Raw genomic sequence first — 15,771 nt, forward strand, 5'->3', positions numbered from 1 at the left:
GCCGAGGTCGGTGATGACCTCCTCCAGGGTGTCCCGAGCCCGAACCGCCTCCCGCACCGCGGCGTCCAGGCGTTGATGCTCCTGGGCCAGGCGGGTTTGCAGGTGTCCGGTCCGTTCCCGGGGCGGGAGTCCTGCCCCAGGCCGGGACGGGACCGGCGGGCGACGTGCTCACCGGCTGGTCCTGGACCACCCGCGGGGTATTCACCACCCACGAGGGCGGCAGCTTCCCCGCCGTGCTGGAGGCGCAGGGCAACCCCGGCTACGGCACCACCCCGTGGCTGACCACGGAGCTCGCCCTGCGCATGGCGGTGCGCGGCGTCCCGGCCGCCGCCCTCGGCTCGAGCACGCCCGCCCTGGCCCTGGACGGCGACCTCGACGCCCTGCTCCCGGCCCGGGTGCGCATCACGGTCGGCTGAGCGCCGCGGACCGGACACCGTGGACGGCGCGCGCCGGCCCCCGTCCCTCACGAGGGACGGGGGCCGGCGGCACGACCGCTGCGGGCGGGACTACGGCTTGAGCACCACCTTGATGCAGCCGTCCTCCTTCTTCTGGAACTTCTCGTACATCTCCGGCGCCTGCGACAGCGGCACCTGGTGGGTCGCCAGGTCGAGGACGCCCAGCGGGTCCGAGGGGTCGTCCACGAGCGGCAGGAGCTCGTCGATCCAGGACTTCACGTTGCACTGGCCCATGCGCAGCTGGACCTGCTTGTCGAACAGCGTGAGCATCGGCATGGGGTCCTTCATGCCGCCGTACACGCCGCTGAGCGAGATCGTGCCGCCGCGCCGGACGGCGTCGATGGCGGTGTAGAGCGCGGCGAGCTTGTCCACCCCTGCGGTCTCCATCGCCTTGCGGCCCAGCGGGGACGGCAGCAGGCCCACGGCCTTGTGGGCCGCGCCGGCCACGTGGGAGCCGTGCGCCTCCATCCCGACCGCGTCCACCACGGAGTCCGGGCCGCGGCCGTCCGTGAGGTCCTTGAGCCGCTCCGCCACGTCGCCCGCGGAGTCCAGGGTCTCGATGCCGTGGCGCTCGGCCATGGCCCGGCGCTCGGCGACCGGGTCCACCGCGAGCACCCGGTAGCCCAGGTGCCGGCCGATCCGGGCGGACATCTGGCCGATCGGGCCCAGCCCCAGCACGGCTAGGGAGCCGCCCTCCGGGGGAGCGGCGTACTTCACGGCCTGCCACGCGGTGGGCACCACGTCGGAGAGGTAGAGGTAGCGCTCGTCCTCACCGGTCTCGGGGACCTTGATGGGCCCGTAGTCGGCGTGCGGCACCCGCAGGTACTCGGCCTGCCCGCCCGGCACGGAGCCGTAGAGCCGCGAGTAGCCGAGGAACGCCGCGCCGCTGTTGTACTCCCGGACCTGGGTGGTCTCGCACTGCGACTGCAGCCCCTGGTTGCACATGAAGCAGTGCCCGCAGGAGACGTTGAACGGGATGACCACCCGGTCCCCGGCCTTGATGTGGGTGACGGCCGGGCCGACCTCCTCGACGATGCCCATCGGCTCGTGGCCGATGATGTCGCCCTTGTCCATGAACGGGCCCAGCACCTCGTACAGGTGCAGGTCGGACCCGCAGATTCCGCTCGACGTGATCCGCACGATCGCGTCCGTGGGCTCCTGGATCCGCGGATCCGGGACCTCCTCGACGCTCACCGAGCGCTTTCCCTGCCATGTCAGAGCCTTCATCGATCCTCCTTCTCAGAACGGCCCCTCCGGTGCGGAAGGACAGCATGCTGATCTGTTCGGTCCGCCCCAGCCTACTCGGCGGTGTCCGGGCCCGCATAGTGCGGGGCCTCGGCCGCGGTCTCGCCCCGGAGGAAGTACGCCCCCACCGAGCCGGCCAGGGTCGCGAAGACGGCCACCGAGTAGAGCGCCAGCACCACCTCCAGCACGCGGGGGAAGCCTCCCTGCGCCCCGAGCTCCCGGCCCGTGACGGTGGACATCGCCGCGTCGGACAGCGCCGGGCCGTATCCCGCGTAGTGGCCGAGGACGTACAGCAGCTGGCTCGAGACCAGTACGACGACGCCGGTGACCGCCGCGAGCCAGCCGATCCTGCTGGACAGCAGCTTCCCCGCCGAGCGGGAGCCGCGCACCCCGGCCGAGAGCACGCTCCCCGCCCGGGTCAGGCGGGTGAGCCGGAGCAGCCGGGCGGCCTGCAGCGCGCGGACGAAGCGCAGGAAGGGCAGGAGCAGGAACAGCACCTGCCACCAGTTGCGCTTCCAGAACCGGGCGGAGAACCCGGCGACGTAGGCCCGGAGCAGGAACTCGCCGACGAACACGGCCCAGAAGAGCCAGCCGACCACGTTGAGGAGGGCCACGAGCCCGGGGTCCTCGGCGAGCAGCTGCCCGAGCACCACGAACAGGAACAGCACGCCCAGCACGCCCATCGGCCGGTCGAGCCGGCGCGCGAGCCCCTCCGCGAGGCCCAGCTGCTCGGCCTCGTCGACCGGCCGCCGGTGCTCGTGCCGGGTGCCGTCGTTCCTCGCCACTGCTGTCCTCTCGGTCGCGCCGGTCTGCTCCTGGCCCACGGTAGGGCACCGGCGCGGCGGACCCCGCCCGGGGCGCGGGCGCTCGCCCGTCCGTCCGTCCGGACGGGAGGGTATGGAGGGTCAGTCCGTTGGCGTCACGGTCGCGTCGACGAGGATGAGCTCCTCGCCGCGGTCGACGTAGAGCTGCGCCGTCTCCTCGTCGGCGACCGCCTGCAGCGCCTCGTAGTCGTCGACCGTGAAGACGTCCCGCTCCTCCACCGTGCCGGTGGCCTCGACCTCGTCGCCCACGGACAGCCCCTCCGGCAGCTGGTCGGCGAGCACGAGCGTGTCCTCCGCGCCGATGGCGATCACCTGGTGGGCCAGGACCTCCTGCACCTCGCCGGTGAGCGTCATGGCCTCGCCCACGAGCTCCTCGGTGGGCACGCCCGACTGGTCGGCGCGGGTCAGCTCGGTCTCCTCGGCGCAGCCGGCGGCGGTGCCGGCCAGGAGGAGCGCGGCCGCCGCGGAGGCTGCGGTCCGGGGGAAGCGGTGCATGGTGGTCTCCTCGTCGTCGTGCTGTGCTCGGTGCCGTTGCGGCAGGACGGGGACGACCGTACGCGGGAGGATCACCGTGCGGCCACCCCCGGGGGCCCTCCCGCAGGGTTCTCGCCGCGGATCGTGACCCGGCCGTGATCCTTCACCCCTCCATTTCCCGCGGTCGGCGTTCCGGGCGGTCCGCGTCCGGTGTGGCACGTTGCACACAGTGCAATGTTGCACGGAGTGCATGGTGGCACCTAGTGTCAGGACTCGTGACGAACCTGCCCGCCGAGCCCGCCCGGCACCACCCCCCGGAGGACCGGCGGGAGGCCGTGAAGTACCACAACCGCCGCGCCATCATCGACGCCGCCGCGGCCCTGGCCGCGGAGCGCGGACTGGGGCGCTTCACCGTCAACGACCTCGCCGATCGGGCCGGGGTCTCACGGCGCACCATCTTCAACCACTTCGCCTCCGCGGACGACGCCGTCTACGCGCGCTTCAGCGAGCTGCTCGGCGTGTTCGTCGACAACTTCGCGCGCGTCGTGGAGGCCACCCCGCCGCCCGCGAACCCCAGCCCCGGCGCCGTGCTCGAGCAGCTGGCCGACGTCATCGAGCGGACCGAGCTCGTCCCCGCGATGTGCCACATCGCCCACCTGATGGGCGCGAGCGGGGACAGCCCCATCACGGCGATGTGGGCGCACGAGGTGTTCCAGACCCTCACCGCCCGGCTGGCCGCGGAGATCACCGACCGGGTCCCCGGCGCGCCCTCCTTCACCGTGGACCTGCTCGCGAGCCTGCTGCTCCACGCCCTGGCCGTGTCCTTCGAGCGGTGGGCCGAGGAGACCGGCGCGGTGGACACCCCGGACAGCCGGGAGACCTGGCGCCGGCTGCTGCGCACCGCCGTGGAGCGCCTGCGCCACGGCTTCGCGGACTGACCCGACCGACAGAGCACGACCCCCAGAGCACGACCCGCAGAACACGACCGACAGAGAAGAGACATGGCACATCTGCTGTACCGACTCGGGCGCTTCGCCGCCCGCCGCGCCTGGGCCGTGGTCGCTGCCTGGGCGGTGGTCCTGCTCCTCGCCGGCGGCGCCTTCGCCGCCTTCGGCGGGCAGCTGACCAACGCGATCACCGTTCCCGGCACCGAGACCCAGCGGCTGGCCGACCGCCTGCAGAGCGAGCTGCCCGACGCCGGCCACGGCACCGGCCGGATCGTGTTCCAGACCGAGGACGGCGACCCGTTCACCGCGGACCAGCGCGAGCAGATCGGGAAGGCGCTCACCGAGGCGGAGGAGTCCCCGGGCGTCGACGGCGTCCTGGACCCGTTCGCCGCCCAGGACGAGCGCGAGGCGCAGGAGCAGCAGCTCGCGGACGGGCGCGAACAGGCCGCCGACGGCCGCGCGCAGCTCGACGCCGCCGAGGACACGCTCGACGAGAACCAGGAGAAGCTCGACGCCGCCCGGGAGCAGGCCGAGCGGGCCGACGCCCCCGACCAGGTCCTCGACGAGCTCGACGAGCGCCAGGAGGCCCTCGACGACGGCCGCGCGGAGCTCGAGCGCAACCGGGAGCAGCTCACGGACGGCCTGCCCGAGCTCGACCGCGGCGAGCGGATGATGGCCCTGGCCGAGGAGACCCGCACGGTATCCGCGGACGGGACCACCGCGATGGCCGTGGTGACCTTCACCGCCGAGCAGCAGGCGGTCACCGCCGAGGAGAAGGAGTCCCTCCAGGCCGCCGTGGACGGCACGGAGATCGAGGGCGTGCAGGTCGACTACTCCCTGGAGATCGCCCAGGACATCTCCCAGCTCGTCGGCCCCGCCGAGGTGATCGGCGTGGTCATCGCCGGGATCGTGCTGCTCGTCATGCTCGGCACCCTCGTGGCCGCCGGCCTGCCCATCCTGATGGCACTCACCGGCGTGTCCGTCGGCGCCCTCGGCGTGCTGTCCTTCTCCGGGGTGCTGGACATGATGTCGGTGACCCCGATGCTGGGCGTCATGCTCGGACTGGCCGTGGGCATCGACTACTCGCTGTTCATCCTCAACCGGCACCGCCAGCAGCTGCTGGCCGGCACGGAGCTGCACGAGTCCATCGGCCTGGCCACCGGGACCTCCGGCAACGCGGTGGTCTTCGCCGGGCTGACCGTGATCATCGCCCTGGCCGCGCTCAACGTCACCGGCATCCCGTTCCTGGGCGTCATGGGCACTGCGGCGGCGGTCTGCGTGGCCGTGGCCGTGCTGGTCGCCGTGACCCTCACCCCGGCGCTGCTGTCCCTGGTGGGGGAGCGGCTGCTCTCCGCCCGCGCCCGGACCCGCGCGGCCCGCCGGCCCGCCCACCTCGGGGAGCCCCGCCCCGGGGTGGCCACCCGCCACCCGGTGCTGACCCTCGTGGCCGGTGTGCTCGCGCTCGTCGTCGTCGCGCTCCCCGCGGCCTCGATGCGCCTGGGCCTGCCGGACGCCTCCTCCGAGCCCGAGGACTCCACCCAGTACCGCACCTACCAGGTCCTCGACGAGAAGTTCGGCGCCGGCGCCAACGGCCCGCTGCTCGTGGTCGCCGACCTGCCGGAGGGCACGGACGAGTCCGGGGCCGCCGATCTGCAGCTCGCCGTGGGCGAGGAGCTCATGGCGGAGGACGACGTCGTCTCGGTGGTCCCGGCGGGGCTGTCGGAGGACCGCCGGACCGCCGCGTTCCAGGTCGTGCCCGTGGACGGCCCGGCCGCCGAGTCCACCGAGCGGCTCGTCAACGACCTGCGCGCCCTGTCCCCCGCCCTGGAGGACGAACTCGGGGTGAGCATCGGCGTCACCGGCCAGACCGGCGGCAACATCGACGTCTCCCAGCTGCTGGCCGACGCGCTGCCGCTGTACCTCACCGTGGTGATCGGGCTGTCCCTGGTGCTGCTGGTGCTCGTCTTCCGCTCGATCCTCGTGCCGGTCGTGGCGACCGCCGGGTTCATGCTCTCCCTCTTCGCCGCGTTCGGCGCGGTGGTGGCGATCTACCAGTGGGGCTGGCTGGGCGGTCTGCTCGGCGTGCACGCGCCGGGCCCGGTCCTGAGCTTCCTGCCCACCATCCTCGTGGGCGTGCTGTTCGGCCTGGCCATGGACTACCAGCTGTTCCTCGTCTCCGGGATGCGGGAGGCGTTCGTGCACGGCCGCTCGGCGCGGGCCGCCGTGCAGGAGGGGCTCCAGGCCGGCCGGGCCGTGGTCACCGCCGCCGCGATCATCATGATCTCGGTGTTCGCCGGCTTCATGTTCTCCCACATGGCGATGATCCGGCCCCTGGGCTTCGGGCTCGCCTTCGGCGTGCTCGTCGACGCCTTCGTGGTGCGCATGACGCTGATCCCCGCGGTCATGCACCTGCTCGGCGACCGGGCCTGGTGGCTGCCCCGCTGGCTCGACCGGATCCTGCCGAACGTGGACGTGGAGGGCGACTCCCTGCGCCGCGACCGCACCCCCGCCCCCGAGGACCCGGCTGCCGCGGCCGGCCCGAGCGGCTGGGGCGACGCGGCGCCGGGCCCGGACGCCGAGCGCGAGCTGGTCGGCGCCGGCCGGCGCGACTGACGCGGAGGTCCCCGGCGAGGACAGCGCGCCCCGTCACCCGCAGCGGGTGACGGGGCGCGCCGTCGTCGGTCCGGTCCGCTGCGGTCAGGAGATGCCGTTCTCCTGCAGCCACATCTCCAGCAGGCCCAGCTGCCACAGCACGTTCGAGCGCAGCGGCGTGTGGTGCTGGTTCGGGTCGGCCAGGAGGGTCTCCACGACCTCCGAGTTGTAGAGCCCGCGCCGCACCGCCGCCGGGTCGGTCAGGGCGGCCTCGACCCGGTCCAGGGTCCCGCCCTCGAGGGTGCGGATCGCCGGGACCGGGAAGTAGCCCTTCTTCCGGTCGATCACCTCGTCCGGGACGATGCCGCGCGCCGCGCGCTTGAGCACGCCCTTGCCGCCGTCGGCGAGCTTGAGCTCCGGCGGGATGCGCCCGGCGAACTCCACGAGCTCGTGGTCGAGGAACGGCACCCGCGCCTCGAGGCCCCAGGACATGGTCATGTTGTCCACGCGCTTCACGGGGTCGTCCACGAGCATCACCGTGGAGTCGGTGCGCAGGGCGGCGTCCACGGCCGTCTCCGCGCCGGGGCGGCCGAAGTGGCGCTCGATGAACGCGGTCGGCGCGTCGTGGGTCGCCATCCACTCGGGGGAGAGGACCTTCGCCAGCCGGGACCACGGCCGGTCGAAGAACGACTGGGAGTAGGTCTTCCGGGCGTCGTCGCGCGCGACGTCGGCCAGCGGCGGGTACCAGTGATAGCCGCCGAGCACCTCGTCGGCGCCCTGCCCCGACTGCACCACCTTGACGTGCTTCGAGACCTCCTCGCTGAGCAGGTAGAAGGCCACGCAGTCGTGGCTGATCATGGGCTCGCTCATCGCGGCGACGGTCCGGTCGATCGCCGGGACCAGGCGGGCGTCGTCGATCGCGATCTGGTGGTGGTCGGTGCCGAAGCGGCGGGCCACGAGGGACGAGAACTCGAACTCGTCCCCGGACTCCTCGCCCCGGGACTCGAAGCCGATGCTGAACGTCTGCAGGTCCTCCTGCCCGCTCTCCGCGAGCAGGGCGACAACGAGGCTCGAGTCGATGCCGCCGGAGAGCAGCACGCCCACGGGGACGTCCGCCACCATGCGCCGCTTCACCGCGGTGCGCAGCTTCTCGACGAGCCCGTCCTGCCAGTCCTGCTCGGACCAGCCCGAGCGGTCCTCGTCGCGGGTGAACTGGGGGTTCCAGTACTCGTGGTCCGAGGCCGAGCCGTCGGGCTCGACCGTGCGCACGGTCGCCGGCGGCATCTTCCGCACGCCCTTGAGGATCGTGCGCGGGGCCGGGACCACCGAGTGGAAGGTGAGGTAGTAGGACAGGGCCGTGCGGTCGATCGAGGTGTCGACGTCCCCGGCCGCCAGCAGCGCCTGCACCGTGGACGCGAACCGCAGGCGCGCCCCCGTGTGGTCGACGTAGAGCGGCTTGATGCCCAGCCGGTCCCGCGCCAGGACGGTGCGCCCGCTCGTGTGCTCGGTGATGGCGAAGGCGAACATGCCGTGGAAGTGGTACACGCACTCCCGGCCCCAGCGGTGGTAGGCCTTCAGGGCGACCTCGGTGTCCGAGGTGGAGAAGAACTCGTAGCCCATCCCGCGCAGCTCCTCGCGCAGCTGCCGGTAGTTGTAGATCATCCCGTTGAACACGATCGACAGCCCCAGCCGGGAGTCGACCATCGGCTGCCCGCCCGAGGGGCTCAGGTCGACGATCTTCAGCCGGCAGTGGCCCATGGCCACCGGCCCCTGGGCCCAGGCGCCCTGCCCGTCCGGGCCGCGGCCGGCCTGGGCGCACGTCATGCGGTGGATCGTGCCCGGGTCCGCGCCGGCGCCGTCGAACCGGACCTCACCGGCGATGCCGCACATCAGCGCTCACCTCCGCTCCGGGGCCGGGACGGGATCGGAAGAGAAGGTCCGTGGAGGGAGAGCATCCTCCAATGCTACGGGGGCACGCCGCCGGGCGCCCTTCCGGGGACCGGAGCCCGGCGTACGGTGCCTGTATGACCACCGACCCCACCGACCCCTGCCGGCTCTCCGCGCGGGAGCTCGCCGCGGCCGTCCGGGCCCGCACGGTCTCCGCGCGGGAGGTGCTCGACGCCCACTTCGCCCGGATCGACGCCGTGAACCCCGCCGTGAACGCCGTGGTCACGCAGGTCCGCGAGCAGGCGTACGCGGCCGCCGCCCGCGCCGACGAGCTCACCGCCGCCACACCCGCCGCCGAGCTGCCGCCCCTGCACGGGGTGCCGATGACGCACAAGGACACCCACGCCACCGCCGGGATCCGCACCACGTCCGGCTCCCCGGTGTTCGCCGAGCACGTCCCGGAGCACGACGACCTGATCGTCGCCCGGTTCACGGCGGCCGGGGTGATCAGCACCGGGAAGAACAACGTGCCCGAGTTCGCCGCGGGCTCCCACAGCTTCAACGAGGTCTTCGGGACCACGCACAACCCCTGGGCGCTCGACCGCAGCGCGGGCGGGTCCAGCGGCGGGGCGGCCGCGGCGATCGCGTCCCGGATCCAGCCCCTGGGCGACGGCTCCGACATGGGCGGGTCCCTGCGCAACCCGGCCGCGTTCTGCGGCATCGCCGGCTTCCGGCCCTCCGCCGGGGTCGTGCCCTCGGCCCCGGCCGGCAACGCCTGGGCGTGGCTGGGCCGCTCCGGTCCGCTGGCCCGCAGCGTGGACGACCTCGCCCTGGCCATGTCCGTGCTGGCCGGCCCCGACCCGCGGATCCCCCTGGACTGCCCGGCACCGCGGACCGGGTTCCGGGCGCTCGCGGCGGAGGACCCGCCCGACCCGGGGGCCCGCCCCCTGGCCGGCGTGCGGATCGGGCTGAGCGCGGACTTCGGCCTCGGCGTCCCGGTGGAGCCGGAGATCGTCGAGGTGCTGGTCGCCCAGGCGCGGGTGTTCGAGGAGCTCGGTGCCGTGGTCGAGGAGGCCGTCCCGGACCTGCGCGACGCCGACGAGGTGTTCGACGTGACCCGGGCCTTCGACATGGCCGTGAATCTGCGCGAGGTGGTCGCGGAGCACCGGGAGCTCGTGAAGCCGGAGATCGTGTGGAACGTGGAGAAGGGCCTGGCGCTGACCGCCGAGCAGCTCATGGACGCGGCCCTGGCGCGCACGCGCCTGCACGAGGCGGTGCGCGCGTTCTTCGGCCGCTGGGACGTGCTGCTGACCCCCACCTCCCAGGTGCTGCCGTTCCCGTCGGCGGAGCGCTGGCCCCGCACGGTCGCGGGTATGCCGATGCAGACATATGTCGAGTGGATGCGCTCGGCGAGCCTGATCTCGGCCACCGGGTGCCCGGCCGTCTCGGTGCCGGGCGGCTTCAGCCCCGGCGGGCTGCCCGTGGGGCTGCAGCTCGTCGCCGCGCACGGGCGCGACGTCGAGCTGCTCCGGACCGCCCGCGCCTACGACCACGCCACCCGGCACGCGGACGCCGCGCCGCGCCTCTGAGGTGCGGCGCGGAGCCGGCACGTCGTACCGGGGCGGCCGATCCTGCTCAGGCCGCCGCCTCCAGCTCGAGCAGCGCCGCCTTGGCCTCCAGGCCGCCGACATACCCGCCCAGGCCGCCGTCGCCGCGCAGCACGCGGTGGCACGGGACGACCACCGGCAGGGGGTTCGTGGCGCAGGCCGTGCCCACCGCCCGCACGGCCTGCGGGCGCCCGACCGACCGGGCGACCGCGCCGTAGCTCTCCGTGCGGCCGTAGCCGATGTCGGGCAGGTGCTCCTGGACGAGGCGCCGGAACCCGTGCGAGAGCGACCGGTCCAGCGGGAGGTCGAAGCCGGTGCGCGTCCCGGCGAAGTACTCCTCGAGCTGCCGGACGGCCGGTGCCAGGCGGACCGGGGCGTGCAGCACCCGGGGGCTGATCCGGCGGGCCAGGTCCTGCAGGACCGCATCGTGGTCCTCCCGCACGTAGGCCACCCGCACCAGCCCTTCCTCCGTGGCGGCCAGCAGCAGCACGCCCACCGGGGTGCTGACGGTCGTGAACGCGACGTCGAGCAGTCCCGCCCGGGCGGCCCCCTCCTCCAGGCGCCGGTGCAGACCGCGCAGCACGGTCTCCGGCACGGGGTCGGCGCGGAGGCTCCGCAGGGGGGAGCGCGGGGTCGAGCCGAGGGTGTTCGTGGTCATCGGTCCTCTCCTGTCCGGTCGAGCTGGGTGCGGTGCCCCGTGCGGTTCCCGGCGCGGTTCCCCGGGAGAGCCTTGGCGTGGTTCCCGGCGCGGGTTCCCGTGCCGTTCGCGGGGGCGGTCGTGATGAGGGCCTTGCGGAGGGCGGCCACGCCGTCCGAGGCGGCCCGGCGGGCGGCCTCCGGGGTGCCGCCGAGCAGCTCGGCGATCTGCCGGTAGGGCAGTCCGCCCAGATAGCGGTAGGCCACGGCGTGCCGCTGCTTGGGCGGCAGGGCGGCCACCGCCGCCCACAGCGGGGAGTCGTGCTCGTGCGGGGCGTCCCGGTGGGCCGGTGGCTCCGGGAGGGTGGCCACGGGCACCGCCGCCCGGGACCGGGCCCGGAGGACGTCGACCGCCTTGCGGTGGGCGATCGTCACCAGCCACGCCTGCACGTTCGCCGTGGCCGGCAGGTCCGGGTACGCCCGCAGCGCGGCCAGGAACGTCTCCGACCACGCGTCCTCGGCGTCCGCGGACGTGCTCAGCACTGCCCGGCAGACCCGCCACACCACGGGGCCGTGCCGGGTCACCTGCGTCTCGAAAGGCTCTTTCGTGTCCATCACCTCGTAGACGTCCGCACCGGACGGAACGTGAGATCGGCGCCGGACGGCCACTCCGCTGCGGGGACCGGCACCGTCCGGCGGCCGATCACAGGCCCGCGGGCACGTTGTACGGCGTGATGACGTCGATCATCGAGTGGTGGCGGCGTTCCTCCGGAGGGATCGCGCCGTGGGCCTCCATGACGATCCTGCAGCACCGCTGCAGGTCCTGCTCGAGGTCGTGGTGCAGCACGGCGTGGATCCGCCCGGCCCGCAGCAGCTCCACGTTCTCCGGAGCCAGGTCGTGGCCGACGACGACCCGCGGGGCGCGCCCGGCGTCGTCGAAGGCGGCCATGATCCCGCGGTTGCCGCCGCCCACGGAGTAGACGGCGTCGAGCTCCGGGTGCTCGGTCAGGGCCCTGCGGAACAAGTCCCGGGTGGTGCGGTCGAGGCCGTCGCCGCCGGGCAGGTCCAGCACCGCCCGCCCCGGGTCCAGCGCGCGCAGGGTGCTCCGGAAGCCGTTGCCCCGCTGCTCCTCGCCGTGGAACCAGTCGTTGCTCACGACCACGGCCACGGAACCGGGGCGGTCGCGCATCCACTGCTCCACCAGGTAGGCCGCGGTCGCCCCGGCCGCTCGGTTGTCGAAGCCCACGTAGGCCCGGCGGGGGCTGTCCGGCAGATCGGTCACCAGCGTGACCACCGGGATGCCGGCCGCCTCGAGCTCGGCCACCGCGGTGCTGACCACGGGTACGTCCGGGGCCTTGAGGATCACGCCATGGGTGCCTCGGTCGGCGATGCGCCGCAGCACTTCCGCGCAGCCGTCGGGGTCCCACCGCTCCTGGAAGGAGAACCGTGCCCGGAAGACGGCCGGGCGCAGACCAGGCAGGGCTGCTTCGAGTCCCTGCCGGACGGCTGCGGTGAACCGCGTGGGGGCGTCGACGACGACGTCGACCATGAACCGCCGCCCTGTCAGCTCCAGCTGCGTGCGCTGGGCGTCCAGGTCCCGGATCGCCTGGTGCACGAGCCCGGCGGTTCCTGCCCGCACACCGGCTCGGCCGTGCAGCACGCGGTCGACCGTGGCGTCGCTGACCCCCGCCTGGCGGGCGATCTCCCGGATCGGGTAGCGGTGGGGCACTTCGGGTCTCCTGATCTCGTGCGGGAGCCTTCGGGAACCGACCGGCCCGGAGCAGTCCCGAGCCGGGCCGTTCCGGAGCCTATCCCTGCCGGGCTCGCGGAGTACAGGACTGAGGGATTCCTGAGGGAAATGGGCATTGCCCGGCACCGCGGCAAGCGGAAGGCTGGCCCTGCACGAGGCCCTGCACCGAGGGCTGCCGGAGAGAGGAACTGCCATGACCCTGGACCCCGCCACCGCCCGCCGCGCGGCCCGCTGGTTCACCCCCGCCGACTGCCGGCTCGAGGACTTCCGCGAGGACGTGGAGGTCGTCACCGATCCCGCCGAGTATCCCCACGCCACCGCCGTCGAGCAGAACGTGCTGCTGTACGGGCCCGGGCTGCAGGCCGTGGTCCAGGACCCCGCGCGGCGGCGGGAGGTCCAGGCCGAGCTTGCGCACGCCCTGGAGCGCGGGCCCGGCGTGGTGGTGCTGCAGGGCGCCTTCCCGGACGGTGCCGTCGTGGACCGGGCGACCGCCGCGTTCGAGGGGCTGATCCGGGCCCAGAAGGAGGCCGGGACCGCCGCCGGGGACCACTTCGCCGCTCCCGGCGCCAACGACCGGGTGTGGGGCGCGGCCGACAAGTTCGCGCTGGCCGACCCAGAGGCCTTCGCCGACTACTACGCGAACGATCTCATCGCCCTGGTCTCCGAGGCGTGGCTGGGCGCCGGCTACCAGGTGACCTCCCAGATCAACGTGGTCAATCCGGGCGGGGCCGCCCAGACGGCGCACCGGGACTACCACCTGGGCTTCATGTCCGCAGAGCAGGCCGCCCGGTACCCCGCGCACGTGCACCTGCTCTCCCCGGCGCTGACCCTGCAGGGCGCGGTCGCCCACGGGGACATGCCGGTGGAGTCCGGACCGACCATGTTCCTCCCGCACTCGCAGAAGTACGCTCCCGGCTACCTCGCCGTCCACCAGGAGGAGTTCGTCGAGTACTTCGACCGGCACCACGTGCAGCTGCCGCTGTCCACCGGCGACGCCGTGTTCTTCAATCCCGCGCTCTTCCACGGTGCCGGGCACAACCGGTCCCGCAACATCCGCCGGATGGCCAACCTGCTCCAGATCTCCTCCGGCTTCGGGCGCGCCATGGAGACCGTGGACCGCACGGCGATGTCCACGGCCCTGTACCCCGTGCTGCTCCGGCGGCGTGCCGAGGGCGCGCCGGAGCGCTGGCTGCGCAACGTCGTCGCCGCCTCGGCCGAGGGCTACGCGTTCCCCGCGGACCTCGACCTCGACCAGCCGGTCGGCGGGCTCGCCCCCCGGACCCAGGCCGAGTTCGTGCTGCACCACCTCGAGGCCGGCACGGAGCCGGCCGAGGTCGGGGACGGCCTGCGCGCCATGGCGCGACGGCGCTCCGGCGTGCGGCAATGAGCGCGGCCGGCACCCGGCCCCTGGCCGTGCTCCTCGTCGGCGCCGGACGCATCGGCCAGGTCCACGCCGCCGCTCTCGCCGTCCATCCGGACACGGTCCTCACGCGGGTCGTCGACGTCGTGGAGGCCGCAGCCGCCGCGGTGGCCGGCCGGTACGGCGCCGCGCACGGCACGGATGCGCTCGAGGCACTGGCATCCGGGGAGATCGACGCGTGCGTGGTCTGCTCCCCGACCCCCACCCACACCGAACTCGTCGACGCGGCCCTGCGCCTGGGAATCCCGGTGCTGTGCGAGAAGCCCCTCGACCTGGACGTGCGCCGCGCGGCGGACCTTCTGCGGGAGCACCCGCCGGCCGACAGGCCTCCGGCGATGATCGGGTTCAACCGACGCTTCGACCCCCACTTCGCGGCCTGCAGGACCCGCGTGCGGGCCGGGGAGATCGGCCCGGTGGAGCAGCCGGGGATCACCAGCAGGGACCCGGCCCCGCCTCCGGCGGGCTACCTCGCCGGGTCCGGCGGGATCTTCCGCGACATGATGATCCACGACCTCGACATGGCGCGGTTCTTCGTGCCCGATATCGTGCGCGTGACGGCCTCCGGCTCCACGGTGTTCAGCCGGGAGATCGCCGAGCTGGGCGACGCCGATACCGCCGTGGCCGTCCTCGAGGGCGCCCGCGGGGAGCAGGTGGTCATCACGAACTCGCGGCGCTGCTCCTACGGCTACGACCAGCGGCTGGAGGTCTCCGGGCCGCTCGGGACGCTCACCGTGGGCAATCCGCTGCCGACGACGGTGCAAGCGTCAGGGCCGGCGGGCTGCGGCCGGGCGGACCCCTGCGAGCCGTTCTTCCTGGAGCGCTACCGGTACGCCTATGCCGCGGAGCTGCACCGGTTCGTCCGGGCCGTCCGAGGGGAGGAGAGCGGCTCCCCGGGCCTGGAGGACGGGCTGGCCGCGAGCGTGCTCGCCGAGGCCGCGACGCGGTCGGCGGCGGAGGGGCGGCGGGTCGAGGTGGCGGAAATCAGGACGAGGATCGGGGCGGAACCGACGGCCGCGAAAACGAGCCGGGAGGGACGACAGGCATGAGCGGACAGCTCGAGAACGCCGTGGCGCTCGTGACGGGAGGAACACGCGGTCTGGGTGCCGCCGCCGCCCGCCGGGCGGCCCTCGAGGGAGCCGCCGGGATCGCGGTCACCGGCCGGGACGCGGACGCCGGGCGCCACACCGTGGCGCGGCTGAGGGACCTGGGCGCGGACGCCGAGTTCGTGGGCGCGGACCTGGCAGACACCGGGCAGGCCGCGTCCGTGGTGCCGCGCACGGTGGAGCGGTTCGGCAGGCTCGACGCCGTGGTCAACGCGGCCGGGCTCACCACGCGCGGGACCATGCTGGACACCACCGCGGAGCTCTTCGACCAGCACGTGGCGGTCAACCTGCGGGCGCCGTTCCTCATCATGTCCGAGGCGATCCGGCACTTCCGGAGCCGTGGTGCCCCCGGCGCGATCGTCAATGTCATCAGTCTCTCCGCCCACGGCGGCCAGCCCTACCTGGCGCCGTACGTCGCGGCGAAGGCAGGGCTGGCCGGACTCACCCGCAACGCCGCCCACGCCCACCGGTGGGACCGGATCCGGATCAACGGCGTGAACATCGGCTGGACGGCCACCGAGGGCGAGGACTGGATCCAGCGCGAAGCCCACGGCGCCGGGGACGACTGGCAGGAGCGGGCCGCTGCGGGGCTGCCCATGGGCCGGCTCGGGGACCCGGACGAGATCGCGGAGTTCCTCGTCTACCTGCTTTCCCCGCGCAGCGGCGTGGTCACCGGGTCGGTGATCGACTGGGACCAGACCGTGGTGGGCGGCTACGACTGAGCACCACGGTGCGGCGTCACGGGTGCTCTCCGCACCGGCCGAGCCCGATCGAGCCGATCCGCGCCGCACGGCCCGGTGACCACGATGCCCGCTCCTGACCACACGGAGG

The 15,771-nt window shown here is 73.8% G+C and carries 14 protein-coding genes; 7 read left to right on the forward strand and 7 right to left on the reverse strand.

The window, feature by feature from the left end; genetic code table 11:
- Window positions 1-164 precede the first annotated feature (164 nt).
- Window positions 165-416, forward strand: coding sequence for a hypothetical protein (locus CRM73_RS08810; RefSeq protein ID WP_229587411.1), 252 nt, complete (start codon window positions 165-167; stop codon window positions 414-416).
- 90 nt (window positions 417-506) lie between these two features.
- Here CRM73_RS08810 and CRM73_RS08815 read toward each other — a convergent pair whose 3' ends face one another.
- From CRM73_RS08815 to CRM73_RS08825, 3 genes are all read right to left on the reverse strand, one after another.
- On the reverse strand, window positions 507-1,682 hold the full coding sequence (locus tag CRM73_RS08815; RefSeq protein ID WP_229587412.1) for a zinc-dependent alcohol dehydrogenase: 1,176 nt from the start codon (window positions 1,680-1,682) through the stop codon (window positions 507-509).
- A gap of 71 nt (window positions 1,683-1,753) precedes the next feature.
- Window positions 1,754-2,485: a hypothetical protein gene (locus CRM73_RS08820; RefSeq protein WP_052132761.1), complete on the reverse strand. Its 732-nt coding sequence runs from the start codon at window positions 2,483-2,485 to the stop codon at window positions 1,754-1,756.
- Between the two features lie 120 nt (window positions 2,486-2,605).
- Window positions 2,606-3,019 (reverse strand): hypothetical protein, encoded by a 414-nt coding sequence (locus CRM73_RS08825; RefSeq protein WP_017831786.1) that lies wholly within the window; start codon window positions 3,017-3,019, stop codon window positions 2,606-2,608.
- A 254-nt stretch (window positions 3,020-3,273) separates the two neighbouring features.
- On the opposite strand from CRM73_RS08825, the gene CRM73_RS08830 reads away from it, so the two are divergent.
- Window positions 3,274-3,936, forward strand: a complete 663-nt coding sequence (locus CRM73_RS08830; protein ID WP_017831787.1) for a TetR/AcrR family transcriptional regulator — start codon at window positions 3,274-3,276, stop codon at window positions 3,934-3,936.
- 63 nt (window positions 3,937-3,999) lie between these two features.
- Window positions 4,000-6,558 (forward strand): MMPL family transporter, encoded by a 2,559-nt coding sequence (locus CRM73_RS08835; RefSeq protein ID WP_229587413.1) that lies wholly within the window; start codon window positions 4,000-4,002, stop codon window positions 6,556-6,558.
- 84 nt (window positions 6,559-6,642) lie between these two features.
- On the opposite strand, the gene CRM73_RS08840 is transcribed toward CRM73_RS08835, so the two are convergent.
- Window positions 6,643-8,427, reverse strand: coding sequence for an N-acetylglutaminylglutamine amidotransferase (locus CRM73_RS08840; protein ID WP_035924228.1), 1,785 nt, complete (start codon window positions 8,425-8,427; stop codon window positions 6,643-6,645).
- A 134-nt stretch (window positions 8,428-8,561) separates the two neighbouring features.
- On the opposite strand from CRM73_RS08840, the gene CRM73_RS08845 reads away from it, so the two are divergent.
- Complete coding sequence (locus CRM73_RS08845; RefSeq protein ID WP_017831790.1) at window positions 8,562-10,013, forward strand: amidase; 1,452 nt, start codon at window positions 8,562-8,564, stop codon at window positions 10,011-10,013.
- Window positions 10,014-10,059: 46 nt separating this feature from the next.
- Here CRM73_RS08845 and CRM73_RS08850 read toward each other — a convergent pair whose 3' ends face one another.
- The 3 genes from CRM73_RS08850 to CRM73_RS08860 form a co-directional block, all read right to left on the reverse strand.
- Entirely contained in the window at window positions 10,060-10,689 is a 630-nt protein-coding gene (locus CRM73_RS08850; RefSeq protein ID WP_229587414.1) for a methylated-DNA--[protein]-cysteine S-methyltransferase, read from the reverse strand.
- Window positions 10,686-11,282, reverse strand: coding sequence for an RNA polymerase sigma factor (locus CRM73_RS08855; protein ID WP_126346765.1), 597 nt, complete (start codon window positions 11,280-11,282; stop codon window positions 10,686-10,688). The genes CRM73_RS08850 and CRM73_RS08855 overlap by 4 nt, the downstream gene beginning before the upstream one ends.
- 88 nt (window positions 11,283-11,370) lie before the next feature.
- Complete coding sequence (locus CRM73_RS08860) at window positions 11,371-12,396, reverse strand: LacI family DNA-binding transcriptional regulator (RefSeq protein WP_229587415.1); 1,026 nt, start codon at window positions 12,394-12,396, stop codon at window positions 11,371-11,373.
- A gap of 214 nt (window positions 12,397-12,610) precedes the next feature.
- Here CRM73_RS08860 and CRM73_RS08865 point away from each other — a divergent pair, with 214 nt between their 5' ends.
- Genes CRM73_RS08865 through CRM73_RS08875 form a run of 3 tightly spaced genes read left to right on the forward strand, consistent with a single transcriptional unit; the run spans window position 12,611 to window position 15,662 of the window.
- Complete coding sequence (locus tag CRM73_RS08865; protein WP_109221628.1) at window positions 12,611-13,804, forward strand: phytanoyl-CoA dioxygenase family protein; 1,194 nt, start codon at window positions 12,611-12,613, stop codon at window positions 13,802-13,804.
- Complete coding sequence (locus tag CRM73_RS08870) at window positions 13,801-14,883, forward strand: Gfo/Idh/MocA family oxidoreductase (RefSeq protein ID WP_229587416.1); 1,083 nt, start codon at window positions 13,801-13,803, stop codon at window positions 14,881-14,883. Before CRM73_RS08865 ends, CRM73_RS08870 begins: the two co-directional genes overlap by 4 nt.
- A complete protein-coding gene (locus CRM73_RS08875; protein WP_109222131.1) occupies window positions 14,880-15,662 on the forward strand; it encodes an SDR family oxidoreductase in 783 nt (260 codons plus the stop codon). Before CRM73_RS08870 ends, CRM73_RS08875 begins: the two co-directional genes overlap by 4 nt.
- Window positions 15,663-15,771: the final 109 nt, after the last annotated feature.

Source organism: Kocuria sp. CCUG 69068, from assembly GCF_020833785.1.
Lineage (GTDB): Bacteria > Actinomycetota > Actinomycetes > Actinomycetales > Micrococcaceae > Kocuria > Kocuria rosea.

Coding starts and splice junctions, on each gene's coding strand:
- CRM73_RS08850 (WP_229587414.1), bottom strand. CDS start 10,689: ATGACCACGAACACCCTCGGCTCGACCCCGCGCTCCCCCCTGCGGAGC.
- CRM73_RS08845 (WP_017831790.1), top strand. CDS start 8,562: ATGACCACCGACCCCACCGACCCCTGCCGGCTCTCCGCGCGGGAGCTC.
- CRM73_RS08865 (WP_109221628.1), top strand. CDS start 12,611: ATGACCCTGGACCCCGCCACCGCCCGCCGCGCGGCCCGCTGGTTCACC.
- CRM73_RS08825 (WP_017831786.1), bottom strand. CDS start 3,019: ATGCACCGCTTCCCCCGGACCGCAGCCTCCGCGGCGGCCGCGCTCCTC.
- CRM73_RS08835 (WP_229587413.1), top strand. CDS start 4,000: ATGGCACATCTGCTGTACCGACTCGGGCGCTTCGCCGCCCGCCGCGCC.
- CRM73_RS08875 (WP_109222131.1), top strand. CDS start 14,880: ATGAGCGGACAGCTCGAGAACGCCGTGGCGCTCGTGACGGGAGGAACA.
- CRM73_RS08855 (WP_126346765.1), bottom strand. CDS start 11,282: ATGGACACGAAAGAGCCTTTCGAGACGCAGGTGACCCGGCACGGCCCC.
- CRM73_RS08815 (WP_229587412.1), bottom strand. CDS start 1,682: ATGAAGGCTCTGACATGGCAGGGAAAGCGCTCGGTGAGCGTCGAGGAG.
- CRM73_RS08870 (WP_229587416.1), top strand. CDS start 13,801: ATGAGCGCGGCCGGCACCCGGCCCCTGGCCGTGCTCCTCGTCGGCGCC.
- CRM73_RS08840 (WP_035924228.1), bottom strand. CDS start 8,427: ATGTGCGGCATCGCCGGTGAGGTCCGGTTCGACGGCGCCGGCGCGGAC.